Origin of the sequence: Roseovarius sp. THAF8, from assembly GCF_009363735.1 — a bacterium.
In the GTDB taxonomy this organism is placed as follows: domain Bacteria; phylum Pseudomonadota; class Alphaproteobacteria; order Rhodobacterales; family Rhodobacteraceae; genus Roseovarius.
Genome location: NZ_CP045410.1, coordinates 1,376,958 through 1,391,892, shown reverse-complemented (window position 1 = coordinate 1,391,892; position 14,935 = coordinate 1,376,958). Strand labels below are relative to the sequence as shown.

General features: G+C 64.0%; 18 protein-coding genes. 13 read left to right on the top strand and 5 right to left on the bottom strand.

The genetic code is table 11. From position 1 onward, the window contains the following. The first annotated feature begins 62 nt into the window (after window positions 1-62). The 9 genes from coxB to FIU85_RS06715 all read left to right on the top strand — a co-directional run bounded on the left by coxB (window position 63) and on the right by FIU85_RS06715 (window position 7,592). The gene (gene coxB, locus FIU85_RS06750; RefSeq protein WP_152491462.1) at window positions 63-962 is read left to right on the top strand and encodes a cytochrome c oxidase subunit II; all 900 of its coding nucleotides are present in this window, start codon (window positions 63-65) and stop codon (window positions 960-962) included. A gap of 86 nt (window positions 963-1,048) precedes the next feature. Further along, complete coding sequence (gene cyoE / locus FIU85_RS06745) at window positions 1,049-1,996, top strand: heme o synthase (protein ID WP_152496330.1); 948 nt, start codon at window positions 1,049-1,051, stop codon at window positions 1,994-1,996. A gap of 3 nt (window positions 1,997-1,999) precedes the next feature. Further along, window positions 2,000-2,158, top strand: a complete 159-nt coding sequence (locus FIU85_RS21935; protein ID WP_170067268.1) for a hypothetical protein — start codon at window positions 2,000-2,002, stop codon at window positions 2,156-2,158. After that, window positions 2,158-2,745 (top strand): cytochrome c oxidase assembly protein, encoded by a 588-nt coding sequence (locus tag FIU85_RS06740; RefSeq protein ID WP_152496329.1) that lies wholly within the window; start codon window positions 2,158-2,160, stop codon window positions 2,743-2,745. Before FIU85_RS21935 ends, FIU85_RS06740 begins: the two co-directional genes overlap by 1 nt. Window positions 2,746-2,771: 26 nt before the next feature. After that, window positions 2,772-3,572 (top strand): cytochrome c oxidase subunit 3, encoded by an 801-nt coding sequence (locus FIU85_RS06735; protein WP_152491465.1) that lies wholly within the window; start codon window positions 2,772-2,774, stop codon window positions 3,570-3,572. A 102-nt stretch (window positions 3,573-3,674) separates the two neighbouring features. Beyond that, entirely contained in the window at window positions 3,675-4,364 is a 690-nt protein-coding gene (locus FIU85_RS06730) for an SURF1 family protein (RefSeq protein ID WP_172978813.1), read from the top strand. Continuing rightward, window positions 4,361-5,749: a threonine synthase gene (thrC, locus tag FIU85_RS06725; protein ID WP_152496328.1), complete on the top strand. Its 1,389-nt coding sequence runs from the start codon at window positions 4,361-4,363 to the stop codon at window positions 5,747-5,749. The genes FIU85_RS06730 and thrC overlap by 4 nt, the downstream gene beginning before the upstream one ends. Then, window positions 5,746-7,008 carry a pitrilysin family protein gene (locus FIU85_RS06720; RefSeq protein ID WP_152491468.1) on the top strand — a complete coding sequence of 421 codons (1,263 nt, stop codon included), beginning with the start codon at window positions 5,746-5,748 and terminating at the stop codon, window positions 7,006-7,008. The genes thrC and FIU85_RS06720 overlap by 4 nt, the downstream gene beginning before the upstream one ends. Next, window positions 7,008-7,592 carry a GNAT family N-acetyltransferase gene (locus FIU85_RS06715; RefSeq protein WP_172978024.1) on the top strand — a complete coding sequence of 195 codons (585 nt, stop codon included), beginning with the start codon at window positions 7,008-7,010 and terminating at the stop codon, window positions 7,590-7,592. Before FIU85_RS06720 ends, FIU85_RS06715 begins: the two co-directional genes overlap by 1 nt. A 285-nt stretch (window positions 7,593-7,877) precedes the next feature. Here the strand turns inward: FIU85_RS06715 and FIU85_RS06710 are convergent, their stop codons facing one another. Further along, on the bottom strand, window positions 7,878-8,729 hold the full coding sequence (locus FIU85_RS06710) for a DUF4394 domain-containing protein (protein WP_152491469.1): 852 nt from the start codon (window positions 8,727-8,729) through the stop codon (window positions 7,878-7,880). A 211-nt stretch (window positions 8,730-8,940) separates the two neighbouring features. Here FIU85_RS06710 and FIU85_RS06705 point away from each other — a divergent pair, with 211 nt between their 5' ends. From FIU85_RS06705 to FIU85_RS06695, 3 genes are all read left to right on the top strand, one after another. Further along, a complete protein-coding gene (locus FIU85_RS06705; RefSeq protein WP_172978812.1) occupies window positions 8,941-9,537 on the top strand; it encodes a hypothetical protein in 597 nt (198 codons plus the stop codon). Between the two features lie 144 nt (window positions 9,538-9,681). Further along, window positions 9,682-10,032 carry a hypothetical protein gene (locus FIU85_RS06700; RefSeq protein ID WP_254703018.1) on the top strand — a complete coding sequence of 117 codons (351 nt, stop codon included), beginning with the start codon at window positions 9,682-9,684 and terminating at the stop codon, window positions 10,030-10,032. Then, the gene (locus tag FIU85_RS06695; protein WP_152496326.1) at window positions 10,029-10,745 is read left to right on the top strand and encodes a methyltransferase domain-containing protein; all 717 of its coding nucleotides are present in this window, start codon (window positions 10,029-10,031) and stop codon (window positions 10,743-10,745) included. The genes FIU85_RS06700 and FIU85_RS06695 overlap by 4 nt, the downstream gene beginning before the upstream one ends. Window positions 10,746-10,812: 67 nt before the next feature. Here the strand turns inward: FIU85_RS06695 and FIU85_RS06690 are convergent, their stop codons facing one another. Further along, window positions 10,813-11,616, bottom strand: a complete 804-nt coding sequence (locus FIU85_RS06690) for an ABC transporter permease (protein ID WP_152496325.1) — start codon at window positions 11,614-11,616, stop codon at window positions 10,813-10,815. A 126-nt stretch (window positions 11,617-11,742) separates the two neighbouring features. On the opposite strand from FIU85_RS06690, the gene FIU85_RS06685 reads away from it, so the two are divergent. Then, window positions 11,743-12,330, top strand: coding sequence for a GcrA family cell cycle regulator (locus FIU85_RS06685; RefSeq protein ID WP_152491473.1), 588 nt, complete (start codon window positions 11,743-11,745; stop codon window positions 12,328-12,330). Between the two features lie 2 nt (window positions 12,331-12,332). Here the strand turns inward: FIU85_RS06685 and FIU85_RS06680 are convergent, their stop codons facing one another. The 3 genes from FIU85_RS06680 to FIU85_RS06670 form a co-directional block, all read right to left on the bottom strand. Continuing rightward, window positions 12,333-13,178, bottom strand: a complete 846-nt coding sequence (locus FIU85_RS06680; RefSeq protein WP_152496324.1) for an MBL fold metallo-hydrolase — start codon at window positions 13,176-13,178, stop codon at window positions 12,333-12,335. Window positions 13,179-13,353: 175 nt separating this feature from the next. Further along, the gene (locus tag FIU85_RS06675; protein ID WP_152496323.1) at window positions 13,354-13,635 is read right to left on the bottom strand and encodes an acylphosphatase; all 282 of its coding nucleotides are present in this window, start codon (window positions 13,633-13,635) and stop codon (window positions 13,354-13,356) included. 91 nt (window positions 13,636-13,726) lie between these two features. Next, on the bottom strand, window positions 13,727-14,884 hold the full coding sequence (locus FIU85_RS06670) for a hypothetical protein (RefSeq protein WP_152496322.1): 1,158 nt from the start codon (window positions 14,882-14,884) through the stop codon (window positions 13,727-13,729). Between the last annotated feature and the right edge of the window lie 51 nt (window positions 14,885-14,935).

Sequence of the window (14,935 nt, the reverse complement as noted above, 5' to 3'; positions counted from 1 at the left end):
TGGCATGCGCCTTGGGACGTTCTGCAGAAGATAAAACCGAACTAACGGGATCAGGGTGCAACATGCGCAAATTCACCAGCTTTCTGGCGTCCATGATGGCCGCTGCAACGGCGCTTCCGGCGATGGCACAGGAAAATCTTGAAATCATCGGCAAGCCCGAACAGGGCGCGATCGGTTTTCAACCGGCTGCCACGGAACTGGCGCGCGACCTGCATTGGCTCGACGGCATGGTGCTGGTGATCATCACCGCGATCACCATTTTCGTCTGTGGCCTGCTGGGCTACTGCATCGTGCGCTACAACAAGCGGGCCAACCCGACGCCGTCGAGCTTTACCCACAACTCGCCGATCGAGGTGGCCTGGACCGTGGTGCCGATCGTGATCCTGGTGTTCATCGCGGCGTTCTCGCTGCCGGTGCTGTTCAAGCAGCAGGAAATTCCCGAGGGCGACGTGAACATCAAGGTCACCGGGTACCAGTGGTACTGGGGCTATGAATACATGGATCACGATTTCGCCTTCGACAGCTACATGATCGGCGCGCCGGCCACGGGCGGCGACAACCGCCTGACCGACGATGTGCGCGCGCAGCTGGAAGAGGCGGGCTATTCCGAGGACGAGTTCCTGCTGGCCACCGACACCGCCGTGGTCGTGCCCGTGGGCCAGACGGTCGTGATGCAGGTCACCGGCGCGGACGTGATCCACAGCTGGACCATTCCCGCCTTCGGCGTGAAGCAGGACGCCGTTCCGGGCCGGATCGCGCAGCTGTGGTTCAGCGCTGAGAAGGAAGGCATCTATTTCGGCCAGTGTTCGGAACTCTGCGGCCAGGCGCACGCCTACATGCCGATCACGGTCAAGGTCGTCAGCCAGGAAGACTATGATGCCTGGCTGGAAGGCGCGATCGAGGAATATGCAGGTGACCCGTCGACGCTTCCCGACCGCGTGAAGCTGGCCGCCGCCGAGTAAAAGACAGCCGGGGCGCGCAGCACGCGCGCCCCATGCCATCCCCCGCAGGATGCGCCTCCGGGCGCATCCCGTGTTTCGGAGAAGACATGAGCGACGCAAGTCTCAACACCAGCAAGGTTCAGGGCTTCGAGGACGAGGCCAGCTTCGGCGATTTCTTCGCGCTCTTGAAACCGCGCGTGATGACGCTGGTCGTGTTCACGGCCTTCGTCGGGCTGATTGCCGCGCCTGTCTCGGTGCATCCGGTGGTGGGCTTTGCCGCGATCCTGTTCATCGCCGTGGGCGGTGGCGCGTCGGGCGCGCTCAACATGTGGTGGGACGCTGATATCGACGCGGTGATGAAACGAACCGCCAAGCGGCCCATCCCCGCCGGCAAGGTGACGCGGGACGAGGCGTTCGCCTTCGGCATTGCGCTGTCCGGCTTTGCCGTGGTGATGCTGGGGCTGGCGACCAACCTTCTGGCGGCAGGCCTGCTGGCCTTCACCATCTTCTTCTACATCGTGATCTATACCATGTGGCTGAAGCGCTGGACGCCGCAGAACATCGTGATCGGCGGCGCCGCCGGGGCCTTCCCCCCGATGATCGGCTGGGCCGCGGCGACGGGATCGGTCTCGGTCGAGGCGGTGCTGATGTTCTGCCTGACCTTCATGTGGACGCCGCCTCATTTCTGGGCCCTGGCGCTGTTCACCAAGATGGATTACGACAATGCGCGGGTGCCGATGCTGACCGTGACCCACGGGCGCCGGTCGACCCGCGTGCATATCCTGGTCTACACCGTGCTGCTGGCGGCGCTCGCCATCGGGCTGGGCTTCACCAGCGTGGGCGGGCCGCTCTACCTGGCCGTCGCGCTGGTGCTGAACGCCACCTTCCTGAAAGGCGCGGTGGACATCTGGCGCCGGGACGAGGCCGCCTCGGAAGCGGACAAGTACCTGGCCGAGCGCAAGTTCTTCAAGTTGTCGCTGCTGTACCTCTTCGCGCATTTCGGCGCGATTGCCGCCGAGGCGCTGTTGGCGCCCTACGGCCTGGGAGGGTGGTGAGCCATGTCGCTGTCGCGCCAACACGAAATGCACAAGCGCCGCTTTTCGCGCAACCTCGGGCTCGGCCTGGTTCTTGCCGCTTTTGTCGCACTTGTCTTCGGGCTGACCATTGCCAAGGTGTCTGACGACGATTTCGCGGTGACGACAGAGGAGGCAAGCTGATGGCGATGGACCGGAATACCAAGACGGTGATGCGGCTGGTGGCCGTGGGCGTCACGATGGGCGCGCTGGCCTGGGCGTCGGTGCCGCTTTACGACTGGTTCTGCCGGGTCACCGGCTATGGCGGCGAGACCAACGTGGCCGACCTGGGCTCGGACGAGATCCTGGACCGCACCATCAAGATCCGCTTCGACGCCAGCAACGAGCGCGGCTTTCCTTGGGAGTTCAAGCCGGTGCAGCGCGAGATGGAGATCCGCATCGGTGAGACGGGCCTTGCCTTCTACGAGGCCTACAATCCCACCGACCGCCCGATCGCGGGCTCGGCCAGCTACAACGTCACGCCGTTCGAGGCGGGCGGGTTCTTTACCAAGATCGATTGCTTCTGCTTCGAGCAGCAGGTGTTGCAACCGGGCGAACGCGTGCAGATGCCGGTGACGTTTTTCGTCGATCCCGAGATTGTCGACGACCGCGATGCGAAGTACACGAAAACCATCACACTGGGCTATACGTTCTACGAGATCGACCTGCCCGAAGACGAAACGCAGGCGGCGCTCGACAAGGGCGAGGCGCCTGATAACAACGTGAACTAAGAGCCACCGACGAGGGACTTTGCTAGATGGCACATGAAAAAAATCACGACTACCACATCCTGAACCCCTCTATCTGGCCCCTCCTGGGGGCAATGGCCGGGTTCGTCATGCTGTTCGGCGCGGTGCTGTTCTTTCACGGCAGCGGGCCGTGGATGCTGCTGGCCGGCTTCGTGGGCGTCGCCTACGTGATGTTCGGCTGGTGGGCGGACACGATCAAGGAAAGCCAGGCGGGCGACCATACGCCGGTGGTGCGGATCGGGCTGCGCTATGGCTTCATCATGTTCATCATGTCCGAGGTCATGTTCTTCGCCGCGTGGTTCTGGAGCTTCTTCAAGCACGCGATCTACCCGATGGGCGAGATGTCCCCCATTACCGATGGCGTCTGGCCGCCGGCGGGGATCGAGACGTTCGACCCCTGGCACCTGCCGCTGATCAACACGCTGATCCTGCTGTGCTCGGGCATGGCCGCCACCTGGGCGCACCACGCGCTGGTGCACGAGAACAACCGCGACGACGTCAAATGGGGCCTGACCATCGCCATCGCCCTGGGCGTGATCTTCACCGGGTTGCAGGCCTATGAATACAGCCACGCGGCTTTCGGATTTTCGGGCAACATCTACGGCGCGAACTTCTTCATGGCGACCGGCTTTCACGGGGCGCATGTGGTGATCGGAACGATCTTCCTGTTCGTCTGCCTTCTGCGGCTCATGCGGGGCCACTTCACCCCCGAAAAACACATCGGGTTCGAAGCCGCCGCCTGGTACTGGCACTTTGTCGACGTGGTCTGGCTGTTCCTGTTCGCCGCGGTCTACATCTGGGGCGGCTGAAGAATTTTCGTACGAAAATTCTCTGCCTCCGGCGGGGATATTTGAAGCCAGAGGAAGATGCGGAGGGGGAGCCTTCCGCATTTTCGCGTCAGATGGGGCATCATGCTGAGAAAAACACTCCTTCCGCTGATCTTCGGGCTGGCCGGTGCGGCCGTGCTGATCTGGCTGGGCGTGTGGCAGGTGCAGCGTCTGGACTGGAAGGAAGGCATCCTTTCGCAGATCGAGACGCGGATCGACGCCGCGCCGGTGGCCCTGCCGGAAAGGTTCGATCCCGAGGCGGACAAGTATCTTCCGGTGGAAGTGAGCGGTCAATTCGGAGACGGGGCGCTGCGCGTCCTGGTCAGCCGCAAGCAGGTGGGCGCGGGATACCTGGTGATCTCGCCCTTCGAGACTGAAGGCGGGCGGCGCATCCTGGTGGATCGCGGCTTCATCCGGCAGGGCGATGCGCTGAGTGACGCGCCCGGGGGCGCGCTGACGGTCACCGGCAACCTGCACTGGCCCGACGACCGCAACAGCTCGACGCCCGAAAACGATGTCGACGGCAACACGTGGTTCGCGCGCGACCTGGGACAGATGGCCGAGGTGCTGGACACCGAGCCGGTGCTGCTGGTGGCGCGCACCCTGTCGCATCCCGAGGCGGCCGTGACGCCCTTGCCGGTGGACACGGCCCACATTCCGAACGATCACTTGCAATACGCGATCACGTGGTTCTCGCTGGCCGCCATCTGGCTGGGCATGACCGCTTTCTATATCTTCCGCGGCCGTGGCGCCGCAAAAGGACTGGACCGATGAAATACATCTCGACCCGCGGCAACGCGCCCATCCTGAGTTTCGAGGAGGCCATGCTGACCGGGCTGGCGCGGGATGGCGGGCTGTACCTGCCCGAAAGCATCCCGACGCTGGCGGCGGACGAGATCAAGGCGCTGCACGGGGTGTCTTACGAGGAGGCGGCGTTGCGCATCATGCTCCCCTTCATCGGCGACGCCTTCACCGATGACGAATTCCGCGAGATCATCGCGCGCACCTACGCGGGCTTCGGACATGCCGCCCGCGCGCCGCTGAAGCAGCTGGATGCCGGGCACTTCCTGCTGGAGCTGTTCCAAGGCCCCACGCTCGCGTTCAAGGATTTCGCGATGCAGCTGATCGGCCAGCTGTTCGAGGCGTCGCTCAAACGCTCGGGCGACCGGGTGTGCATCGTGGGCGCGACCTCGGGCGACACCGGCTCGGCAGCGATCGAGGCGTTCCGGGGGCTGGACAAGGTGGATGTTTTCATCCTCTACCCCCATGGCCGGGTCAGCGAGGTGCAGCGCCGCCAGATGACCACGCCTGTCGAAGACAACGTGCACGCCATCGCCGTCGATGGCGATTTCGACGCCTGCCAGGCGCGGGTGAAGGACATGTTCAACGACTTCGAATTCCGCGACGCGGTGGGACTGGCCGGTGTGAACTCGATCAACTGGGCGCGGGTGCTGGCGCAGGTGGTCTATTACTTCACTTCCGCCGTGTCGCTGGGCGCGCCCGAACGCAAGGTGAGCTTCACCGTGCCCACGGGCAATTTCGGCGACATCTTCGCAGGTTACATCGCCAAGCGTATGGGCCTGCCGATCGACCAGCTGATCGTCGCCACCAACCAAAACGACATCCTGCACCGCTGCCTGACCACGTCGGAATACAGGCCCGACGGCGTGATCCCGTCGATCAGCCCGTCGATGGATATCCAGGTCAGCTCCAATTTCGAGCGGGCGCTCTACTATGCTTACGATCAGGACGGTGCCGCCGTGGCGCAGCTGATGGACGAGTTGAAGGCCGGCGGCTTTTCAGTCAGCCAAGGAGCATTGGAGGCGTTGCGGGAAACCTTCGCCTCGGGCCGCTGCGCCGAGGACGAGACCCGCGCGACGATCCTGGAGACTTGGAACGCCGCCGGGGAACTGCTGTGTCCGCATTCCGCCGTCGGCGTAAAGGTGGCCGAGGAAATGCGCGACCCTGCCATCCCGATGATCACGCTGGCAACCGCCCACCCGGCCAAGTTCCCGGCGGCGGTGGAAGAGGCCAGCGGCCAACATCCCCCCTTGCCGGACCGTATGGCCGACCTGTATGAGCGGTCGGAACGCGTGACACGGGTCGAGAACGACCTTGCCGCCATCGAAACCCTCATCAAGGACCGCATCCCGAATTGACCGTCAACCTGACCACTCTCGACAACGGATTTCGCATCGTCACCGAACATATGCCGGGCCTGCAATCGGCGGCCATCGGCGTGTGGGTCCTGGCGGGTGCCCGGCACGAGGACGCCGCCCAGAACGGCATCGCGCATTTCCTCGAACACATGGCCTTCAAGGGCACCAAGCGGCGCAACGCGCTGGAAATTGCCGAGGCGATCGAGGATGTGGGCGGCTATATCAATGCTTATACCAGCCGCGAGGTGACGGCCTATTACGCCCGCGTGCTGGCCGATGACGTGCCGCTGGCGCTGGACGTGGTGGCCGATATCCTGCGCAACCCGGTGTTCGACGCGCGCGAGATCGAGGTCGAGCGCGGCGTGATCCTGCAGGAGATCGGGCAGGCGCTGGATACGCCCGACGACATCATCTTCGACTGGTTGCAGGAGCAGGCCTATCCCAACCACCCGCTGGGCCGCACCATCCTGGGGCCAGAAGACCGTGTGCGCAGCTTTTCGCGTGATGACCTGACGCGGTTCGTCGACCAGCGCTATCGCCCGGGGCAGATGATCCTGTCCGCCGCCGGGGCCGTGGATCACGACGCGCTGGTCAAGCTGGCCGAAGAGGCGTTCGGCGACATGCAGCCCTCGAACACCATCGCGCCGCCCGCCGCCAAGTTCGCCGGGGGCGAGACGCGCACCGTGCGCACGCTGGAGCAGGCGCATTTCGCCATGGCGTTCGAGAGCTCGAACTATTCCAGCCCCGACATTCATACCGCGCAGATCTACGCGTCGGCGCTGGGCGGCTCGATGTCCTCGCGCCTGTTCCAGGAGATCCGCGAGCGGCGGGGGCTGTGCTATACGATCTTTGCGCAGGCCGGGGCCTATGCGGATACCGGGATGCTCACGATCTATGCCGGCACGTCCGCCGACGAGATGGAAAGCCTTGGCCGCCTGACGGTGGACGAGATGAAGCGCGCCGCCGAGGATTTCAGTCAGGCCGAGCTGGACCGGGCGCGGGCACAGATGAAGGCGGGCCTGCTGATGGGGCTGGAAAGCCCGTCGAACCGGGCCGAACGCTCGGCGCGGATGATGCAGATCTGGGGCCGGGTGCCGGACCTCGACGAGGTGGTCGAGCGGATCGACGCGGTCACGCTGAAGGACCTCAAATCGCACGCCGAGGTGATTGCCACCGAAGCGCCCGCCGCGCTGGCGCTTTACGGGCCCGTCAGCCATGCGCCGTCACTGCAGACCTTGCAGGAAAGGCGTGCGGCCTGATGTTCCTGCCGCGCCGGAAGATCCGGATCGAGACGGAGCGCCTGACCCTGCGTCAGCCCGTCCTGACGGACTTCCGCGACTGGTCGTCCTTGCGCGAAAGCAGCGCCGATTTCCTGACCCCGTGGGAGCCGCAATGGGCCGCCGACCACCTGTCGCGCAAGGGGTTCGCCAACCGGGTCTACTGGTCTCAGCGGTCGATCTCGTCGGGCTCGGCGGTGCCCTTGTTCCTGTTCCGGCGCGAGGACGACATGCTGGTGGGGGCGATCACGCTGGACAATATCCGGCGTGGCCCCGCCCAGTCGGGCACGCTGGGCTACTGGACCGGTCAGCCTCATGCGCGCAAGGGCTACATGCGCGAGGCGCTGCAGGCAGTGTCGCACTACGCCTTCGAGCGACTGGACCTGTCGCGGCTCGAAGCCGCCTGTCTGCCGGAAAACGCTCCTTCGCGGCGTCTGCTGGAAAGCTGCGGGTTCAAGTACGAGGGCGTGGCGCAGAGCTATTTGCAGATCGCGGGGCGCTGGCGGACGCATGTTCTGTATGCCGCGCTGCGCGGTGACCGGCGCGGCCGGACGGATGTGGGGTAAACCATTCGGCCTTTTGCACCGCGCGATTGCCAGACCGCGGGATGGCGAACCGACGTCTCTTCAGAGCACTTTATCTTCGCCACATCCGTAAAACCTCAATTCGAAGTGCCCACGGCACCCAATCGCCAGCCCGGGGGGCGGTCTGGCGATCGCGCGGCGGCGCGGCAGGGCCGCGCCTCTGTTCCGCGCAGTGCAGCTACCCTTTCGCAAAAAGAGGGGAGCCCGAAAGCCCCCCTCATCACTCGTTACGAACTCAACAACAGAACTCGTTACGCAAGTCTTGGCTTAGCGCGCCTGTGCGATGGCCAGCGCGGTGAAGCCGCCCATGCCCAGATCGGCTTCCATCATGGCTTCACCGGTTTCCAGGTTGATGGTGTAGAAGCCGGCCGTCTCGGCGCCTTCCATCTGCAGGATGGCATAGGCCATGTCTTCGCCCTCGGACGGCGACATGATGTCGAAGCCGCCCCAGTCGCTCAGGTCCACGGCTTCGCCGTCGACGGTGACTTCGGCGATGGTTTCCAGCGTGCCTTCGTTATTGGCCAGGCTGACCAGCGAGTCCGTTTCCGCGTCCAGCGCGTATTGGAACGTGCTGCCGGCGGTCTCGCCGTTGATCGCGTTGGTATAGGCGTTGGCATAGATCATCGGGTCGGCGCCGGCATTGGCGTCGCCTTCGGCATAGGCCAGGTCAGTGACGCGCACGACCTTGCCGGCCTTGTCCTCGGCGCTGAAATCCTTGGGGAAATAGACCAGGTTGTCTTCTTCCGAGGAGACGGCGCGGACGGCGTCGATCTTGTTGTTGAAGTCGAACGCGACCTTCGAGCCGTCGGCGACCATGGCGTCGTCGTTGAACGCCGCTTCGAGATCGGTCATCTCACCGCTCGCGGGGTCGATGGTGACGACCATGCCGTTCTTGAAGCCAAGCAGTTCGCCGGTGACGGGGCGCCATGCGATGGCGTCCAGTGCTTCGCTGAGGTCCATGGTCTGCACATCGGTGGGCGATGTGATGTCGGCCATGGACACAAGCGTCATGCCGTCATTGGCAAGCGCGAAACCCATGTCGGCGCTATCGCTCTGCGCGAAGGCGGCGCCCCCCAGCATCGACAGGGCGGAAACGGCGGTGATGGTACGAGTATACATTGTATTCCTCTCTCTTTTTCAGCTTACGCAACCAGCCTCCCTGGCCGGCGCTTGACCGAAGATACGGAGGGTGATCGAGAGAAGTTTCAGCGCGCTCAGATTTTTTTTCGTCGTTACACGCTAGCTGTTTCATGCAGAGGTGTTGGCGATCCTGTTGAAGCGCATGGTAAGGCTGTGTAGCGTTGGGAAACTCACAATGGAGAGCCGCATCATGTCATTCCGCGCCTTTATGACCGCCACGCTGGCCGTGTTCAGCCTGTCAGGCAGCGTCATCGCGGCCCCCGACACCGTGCCGCTGACCGGCGATATCACGCTGGGCGGCGGCGGGTTCAGCACCGGCGGCGGCGTCACCGTGGCGGTCGAGCCGCGCCGGGCCATCGACGGGCAGTTGGCGCTCTGCGGTGTCTGGGCGCAAAGCGAGCGGCTGACAGCCTATGTGCGCCCGCATGTGCGCGACCTTCTGGCACCCGGATCGCTGGCCGTGGACGGGCAGGCGGTGCTGCATGACCTGCGCGTGTTCAACGAGGTTGCGCCTGTCGAACGCTATGTCGGCACCCCGGCCACTTGCATGGGCACGGGCCTGCCGTATCGCGATGGTGTCCGCGTCGACATCCGCATTCCACGCCGCGCCGTGGTGCGTGAACGCGACAGCGACGGCATCGGGGCCGAGATCTGGTTCATGCCGGCGACGGGCGAAAACCTGGCGCTGACCTCGGGGTCGATCCTGCCGGCGCGGTGGACGCGGTTCACATCGCCGGGCGACCAGTACGACACCACGCGCCCCGAAGAGAACCCGCCGCAGGACTGAGCGTCGCGTCCGTGTCATCCCGATTGAAAAACCCCGGACGATGGGGCAATATCGTGCCCATTGAAGGTTAACGCAACGGTGCGGCAAAGACGGGGCAAACCCGCGATCCCGCCGGCACCACGAGGACAGAGCAGGACAGTCCCGATGAAAAAGGTATTGATGACCCTTATGGCTGTCGGCCTTGCCGGCTGCGGTCAGCCCGATCGCTTCGACGGGCGCAGCGGTTCGGTCAGCCGCGCCGCGCCCATGGCGTCGGGTCCGATCTCGAGCGCCTGCATGGCGTCGGATCGCAAGTCGCGGTCGCGGGCGCTCTGCGGCTGTATCCAGGCGGCGGCGGACCAGACGCTGAACCCGTCCGACCAGCGTCGCGCGGCGGCGTTCTATAGGGACCCGCACAAGGCCCAGGAAATCCGCCAGTCGGACCGGGGCCGGGATGAGTCGTTCTGGAAGGCCTATCGCGCCTATGGTGAGCGGGCCGAGCGGCTTTGCCGATGAGCGGCCTGTTCGACTTCCTGGCCGAGCTTCCGCCCTATGACGACAATGAGACCACGATCTATCGGCTGAACCAGCGGCACAAGCTGATCATCGACCCGTTCGGCCCGCAGATCGAAGGGGCCCGCGTTCTGGACATCGCCGCCCATGACGGGCGGTGGTCCTACGCGCTTGCCGCCGCCGGGGCGGCCGAGGTGGTGGGGGTCGAGGCGCGGCCCGAGCTGGTGGCGCGGTTCGACGCCTTCCCCGAGACCGACTTCAAGCCGCGCGTGAGCCTGACCTGCGGCGACCTGTTCGCCGATCTCGAGGCGCGGGGCGCGGCGGGCGAGCGGTTCGACGTGGTGGCGCTTTACGGTATCTTCTATCATGTGATGGACCATTTCCGCCTGTTGTCGCTCATTCGTGCACTGGAACCGGGGCTGGTCATGATCGACAGCGAGTTCATCGTGCAGGACAACGCCATGATCCAGGTCCTGAAGGAAGACGTGTCGAACCCGCTCAATGCCGTGACCGAGGTGGAGGGGCGCAGCCACACGGTTGTGGGCGTGCCGTCCCGCAGGGCCACCGAGTTCATGGCCGAGGCGCTGAACCTTGACTGTGTCTGGATCGACCACGACCTGATCCTGGGCGAGGACCGTCGGGGTATGCACGACTATTTCCGCGACGGGCGCAAGGTACGCCAGGTCTGCGCGCTGAGCCCGACAGGACAGGGCTGACCGGCGCCACGGGGGGCGCGAAAATGCGCATTTTCGCCGCCATTTTCTGCGCAGAAAATGGCCCCGCTCAGGCCTTGAGCCGATAGCCCTTGCGGAAAAGTGCCCAGGCCAGGAGCGACACCGCCAGCGTCGAGCCCAGCACGATCGCCGCGCCCAGCGTCACGCTGCTGTCCGAGACGCCGATCATGCCGTAGCGCCCTCCGTCCATCAGGTAGAAGACCGGGTTCACGTGGCTGATCGTGTAGAGCGCGCCGGGCAGCGCCTCGACCGAGTAGAACGTGCCCGACAGGAACGCCAGCGGCGTGACGATGAAGTTGGTGATCGCCGCCATCTGGTCGAACTTCTGCGCGAAGATGCCCGCGACCATGCCAAGCGCGCCCAGGAACGCCGCGCCCAGCGTCACGAAGCCCAGCCAGATCAAAGGATGCTTCGGCACGATCCCTAGGAACAGCGCCAGCCCCACCGCGATGGCCAGCGCCACCAGAACGCCGCGCGCGACGGCCCCGGCCAGGTAGCCCAGCACCAGCTCGGCCGGTGACAGGGGCGGCATCAGCGTGTCGACGATGTTGCCCTGCACCTTGGAAATCACGATGGACGACGAGGTGTTGGCGAAACTGTTCTGGATCACCGTCATCATCAGGATGCCGGGCGCGATGAAGGTGGTGAAATCCACGCCCATCACGTCGCCCCGGCGCTCTCCGATGGCGATGGAAAAGATCACCAGGAACAGCCCCGCCGTCGCCAGCGGCGCCATCAGGGTCTGGGTCCAGACGGCAAGAAACCGCTGGGTTTCGCGCTTGGCGAGCGTCGCCAGCCCAAGCCAGTTGACCCGCCCGAAGCGGCGGCTGCCCATTTCGTGGAATTCCTGCATCTCGGCCTCGATTGTCGTCTTGCGGTGCCTTGTAACTCAACGCCCAGTGATTAGAATAGGGCAACTTGCAAAAAGACCACGCCCCGGGGAAACCCGGCGGCGTGATGAACCAATGAAAGGTGGCTCATGTCCTGGAGTGACGAGCGCGTCGAACTGCTGAAGAAAATGTGGAGCGAGGGCCAGTCGGCCAGCCAGATCGCCAAGGAACTGGGCGGCGTGACCCGCAACGCGGTGATCGGCAAGGTGCACCGCCTTGGCCTGTCGAACCGCAGCGGCTCGGGCAATGGCGCCGCCGCGTCCGAGACACCGGCCAAGGCCAAGCCCGCCGCCAAGGCGAAACCGGCTGCCAAGGCCAAGCCTTCCGCGCCCAAGCCCGAGGCGAAAAAGCCCGAACCCAAGGAAGAGCCCGCGCCCACCGCCGCGGCAAGCCGCGTCAAGGCGATCATCCCGGCGGGCCAGCCCCTGCCGCCGCAACCTTCGGCGAACGAGATCGACCCCGCCGCGCTGGCCAAGGTCAGCGAGATCGAGAAGAAGGCGAAGAAGCTGTCGCTGATGGAATTGACCGAGCGGACCTGCAAGTGGCCCGTGGGCGATCCGGCGACGGATGATTTCTGGTTCTGCGGTCTGCCGGTGAAAGCCGGCAAGCCCTATTGCGAGGCCCATGTCGGCGTCGCGTTCCAGCCCATGAGCTCGCGTCGCGACCGCAAGCGGTAGGATCAGTCGGTCTCTGACAGCCACCGGGGCCGCAGCACCATGACGGTGGGCTGCCCCGGCAGCGTATCGAGCGAAACCGTCAGCGCACTGTCCTCGGTGCGCACCACTGCAAACTCCTCCTCCATCGCCGCCAGGAAGGCCTGAAGCGTGCCGTCGCCGAACCAGTGCATCGGTATGACGATGGACGACCGCAGGCGCTCGACCGTCTCGATCATCCGGGGCAGCGGCAGAGTATAACCTCCGTCGACAGGCGCCAGCAGCACATCAACCCGCCCCAGGGCCGCGAACTGCTCGTCGGTGGGCATGTGGTGCAGGTGGCCCAGGTGTCCGATGCACAGGCCGGCCGTTTCGAACACGAAGATCGAGTTGCCCTCGGGCTCGGCCGGCGCGCCATAGCGCGGGCGGATATCGGTCGAGACGTTGCGGATCACCATGTCACCCAGATCGAGATAATGGTCGATCCCCGCGCCATGCTCTTCGCCCCAGCCCGGCAGAACGTTGGGAATGCCCGGGTCGGGGAAGGGCGTCCAGTGGGTCTCATGGGCGTGGTTCATCGTCACCACGTCGGGCAGGAAATCCACGTTGCCGATGAAGCCGGTGAAATCCGTGACCGCGCTGGTGCCGGACTGGGCCTGGATCAGGAAAGAGGCATGGGCGATGTAGTGCAGGCGCACGCGATCCTGCGGGACCGGATCGCGGAAACTGGCCTTCTGAACGTACTCGATCCCGGGGGCTGATTGCGCAATGGACAGGCAGTGACTGGGCTTGCGCTCGGCCTCCTGAGCCACGACGCCTTGGGCCAAGACGGGCGTCGCGAGGGCGGCGAGCAAAAGGGCGAGTCGGACCATCGGCAGTACCTCCTGCCGGGGAGTGTAGCGCATGGGGCGCGAAAGTCAGCTTTGCGCCTGTAGTGAGGCGAGGCCGCGACATGCGGTGCCTGTTTCGGCGGCACAAGCGGCGCCAAGCCCCACGGCCAGGAGATCCCGGATCAGGTCCGGGATGACGTCGCGAAAAGACGCGCCGTCAGCGCAGTATCTCGAACCCGTCCTGATCGGGTGCTTCGGCGGGCTCCGGCTCCACCCGCGCGACATTGGCTGCCGGCGGCCCCTTTTCCATCGCGCGCAGCATGTCCGCCACGGCCTCTTCCGGCCCCGACAGAACGGCCCGGACCGACCCATCGGCCTCGTTGCGAACCCAGCCGCGCAGACCGCGCGACTTCGCCTCTTCCTGCGTCCAGGCGCGGTAATTCACGCCCTGCACCTTGCCGGTCACAAGAACGCCGGTGAGTGTTGTCTCGTTATGCATGGTCGCCTCCTGTTCTTGGTAAGGATATAGCTTGCGCGCTGAAGTTGTCGCGTCGGACTGTAGGGTGTATACTGCCCATCTTTGCGACGACTCAACTAACATCGTCGTCGCTCTTGGACGGCTTCGTGAGCTCTTTCGCGGCTTGCCCCGGTTTCATTGTATTGGCAATCAATCCAGCCGCGACGACGCCCGCCACGGGCATGCCGAGCATCGCCCCTACGCCTGTGCCCGCCAAGACAATCGCTGTCGGAACTGTCGCTTCGGCGACATTCTGAGGCGACGCATATTGCGCAAGTTTTCCGTGCACGAAACCTTTGTAGTCGCGCAACCACAATGCCAATCTTCCAGCCTGCGCATCCGAGATATCTTCGCCGGGATTCGGCAGGTCAGTCAAAAGCTCGGTCAGTTTGCCCGAGAAATCGTCAATAAAATCGAGCAGTTTTTGCCGGAACTCCGGCTCAAGATGGTTCAACCCGCGCACTCGTTCTTTGAAGTCCGCCAGTTGTTCGAGCAAGCTAGCAATTGTCACAGCCAGCGCATCGCGGTTCATCGAGGCCCGCTGGGCTATGGCTGATTTCTCACCTTCCGTTACCGGATCGGGGTCCGGCGCCGCGCGGCTAGCTTGCTCAGCCTGATAGTCCGCCTCGATCCGCGTGATCTCCTCGGCCACAGCCTCCGGCCCGGCCTCCCAGATGTCGTTGTCGATAAGCGCCACCCGCCGCTGCAGCTCCCAGTCAAGCGGCTCGCCGTCTAGGAAGCCCTGATACCACTCACTCCAGAACCGAAAGGGTTCGTTTCGTTGTAGGTAGTCAGTAAAAGGAGCTACTTCATCGAAAAGCGTGCCACTGTGCTCGCCAACGTTCCCAAAAAGAGGCGCGAAACCATGATCCTGTTCAACCTGACCGTGCTCATCGTTTAAGTAATGAGCGCCATAGCCGAGTACATTGAAGTCTTCTAGCAAAGACTCGATCATTCGCCTTTCTAGAACTTGGTTCTCTAAAGAAAAGTCTTCAAAGTTCTGGTAAGCGAGAACTTTTATCGCGCGTTCAAGCTCTGAGAGAACGGCCGCTTGCCCAATCGGATCATCCTCAGCTTCAGGTAAAAAGCGAGTAGTATGTGAGCTTACATTGTATGGAATTGCGCGAACCAGGTGTCGCGCTACTGAGTCATTGATCCCGCCGTCGTGATACTCTTCTATTAAGCGCTCTGATAATTCCTGAATCTCGATTAGCCTTTTGGTCATACCCATGTTGAGAACCCTTATTTGAAGGTGTCATTTTGACTGCTTGCCAAACCCCCT

What these genes read in the sequence shown, in the direction of transcription:
- coxB (WP_152491462.1), top strand. Translation starts at nt 63, where the DNA reads ATGCGCAAATTCACCAGCTTTCTGGCGTCCATGATGGCCGCTGCAACG.
- cyoE (WP_152496330.1), top strand. Translation starts at nt 1,049, where the DNA reads ATGAGCGACGCAAGTCTCAACACCAGCAAGGTTCAGGGCTTCGAGGAC.
- FIU85_RS21935 (WP_170067268.1), top strand. Translation starts at nt 2,000, where the DNA reads ATGTCGCTGTCGCGCCAACACGAAATGCACAAGCGCCGCTTTTCGCGC.
- FIU85_RS06740 (WP_152496329.1), top strand. Translation starts at nt 2,158, where the DNA reads ATGGCGATGGACCGGAATACCAAGACGGTGATGCGGCTGGTGGCCGTG.
- FIU85_RS06735 (WP_152491465.1), top strand. Translation starts at nt 2,772, where the DNA reads ATGGCACATGAAAAAAATCACGACTACCACATCCTGAACCCCTCTATC.
- FIU85_RS06730 (WP_172978813.1), top strand. Translation starts at nt 3,675, where the DNA reads ATGCTGAGAAAAACACTCCTTCCGCTGATCTTCGGGCTGGCCGGTGCG.
- thrC (WP_152496328.1), top strand. Translation starts at nt 4,361, where the DNA reads ATGAAATACATCTCGACCCGCGGCAACGCGCCCATCCTGAGTTTCGAG.
- FIU85_RS06715 (WP_172978024.1), top strand. Translation starts at nt 7,008, where the DNA reads ATGTTCCTGCCGCGCCGGAAGATCCGGATCGAGACGGAGCGCCTGACC.
- FIU85_RS06710 (WP_152491469.1), bottom strand. Translation starts at nt 8,729, where the DNA reads ATGTATACTCGTACCATCACCGCCGTTTCCGCCCTGTCGATGCTGGGG.
- FIU85_RS06705 (WP_172978812.1), top strand. Translation starts at nt 8,941, where the DNA reads ATGTCATTCCGCGCCTTTATGACCGCCACGCTGGCCGTGTTCAGCCTG.
- FIU85_RS06700 (WP_254703018.1), top strand. Translation starts at nt 9,682, where the DNA reads ATGAAAAAGGTATTGATGACCCTTATGGCTGTCGGCCTTGCCGGCTGC.
- FIU85_RS06695 (WP_152496326.1), top strand. Translation starts at nt 10,029, where the DNA reads ATGAGCGGCCTGTTCGACTTCCTGGCCGAGCTTCCGCCCTATGACGAC.
- FIU85_RS06690 (WP_152496325.1), bottom strand. Translation starts at nt 11,616, where the DNA reads ATGCAGGAATTCCACGAAATGGGCAGCCGCCGCTTCGGGCGGGTCAAC.
- FIU85_RS06685 (WP_152491473.1), top strand. Translation starts at nt 11,743, where the DNA reads ATGTCCTGGAGTGACGAGCGCGTCGAACTGCTGAAGAAAATGTGGAGC.
- FIU85_RS06680 (WP_152496324.1), bottom strand. Translation starts at nt 13,178, where the DNA reads ATGGTCCGACTCGCCCTTTTGCTCGCCGCCCTCGCGACGCCCGTCTTG.
- FIU85_RS06675 (WP_152496323.1), bottom strand. Translation starts at nt 13,635, where the DNA reads ATGCATAACGAGACAACACTCACCGGCGTTCTTGTGACCGGCAAGGTG.
- FIU85_RS06670 (WP_152496322.1), bottom strand. Translation starts at nt 14,884, where the DNA reads ATGGGTATGACCAAAAGGCTAATCGAGATTCAGGAATTATCAGAGCGC.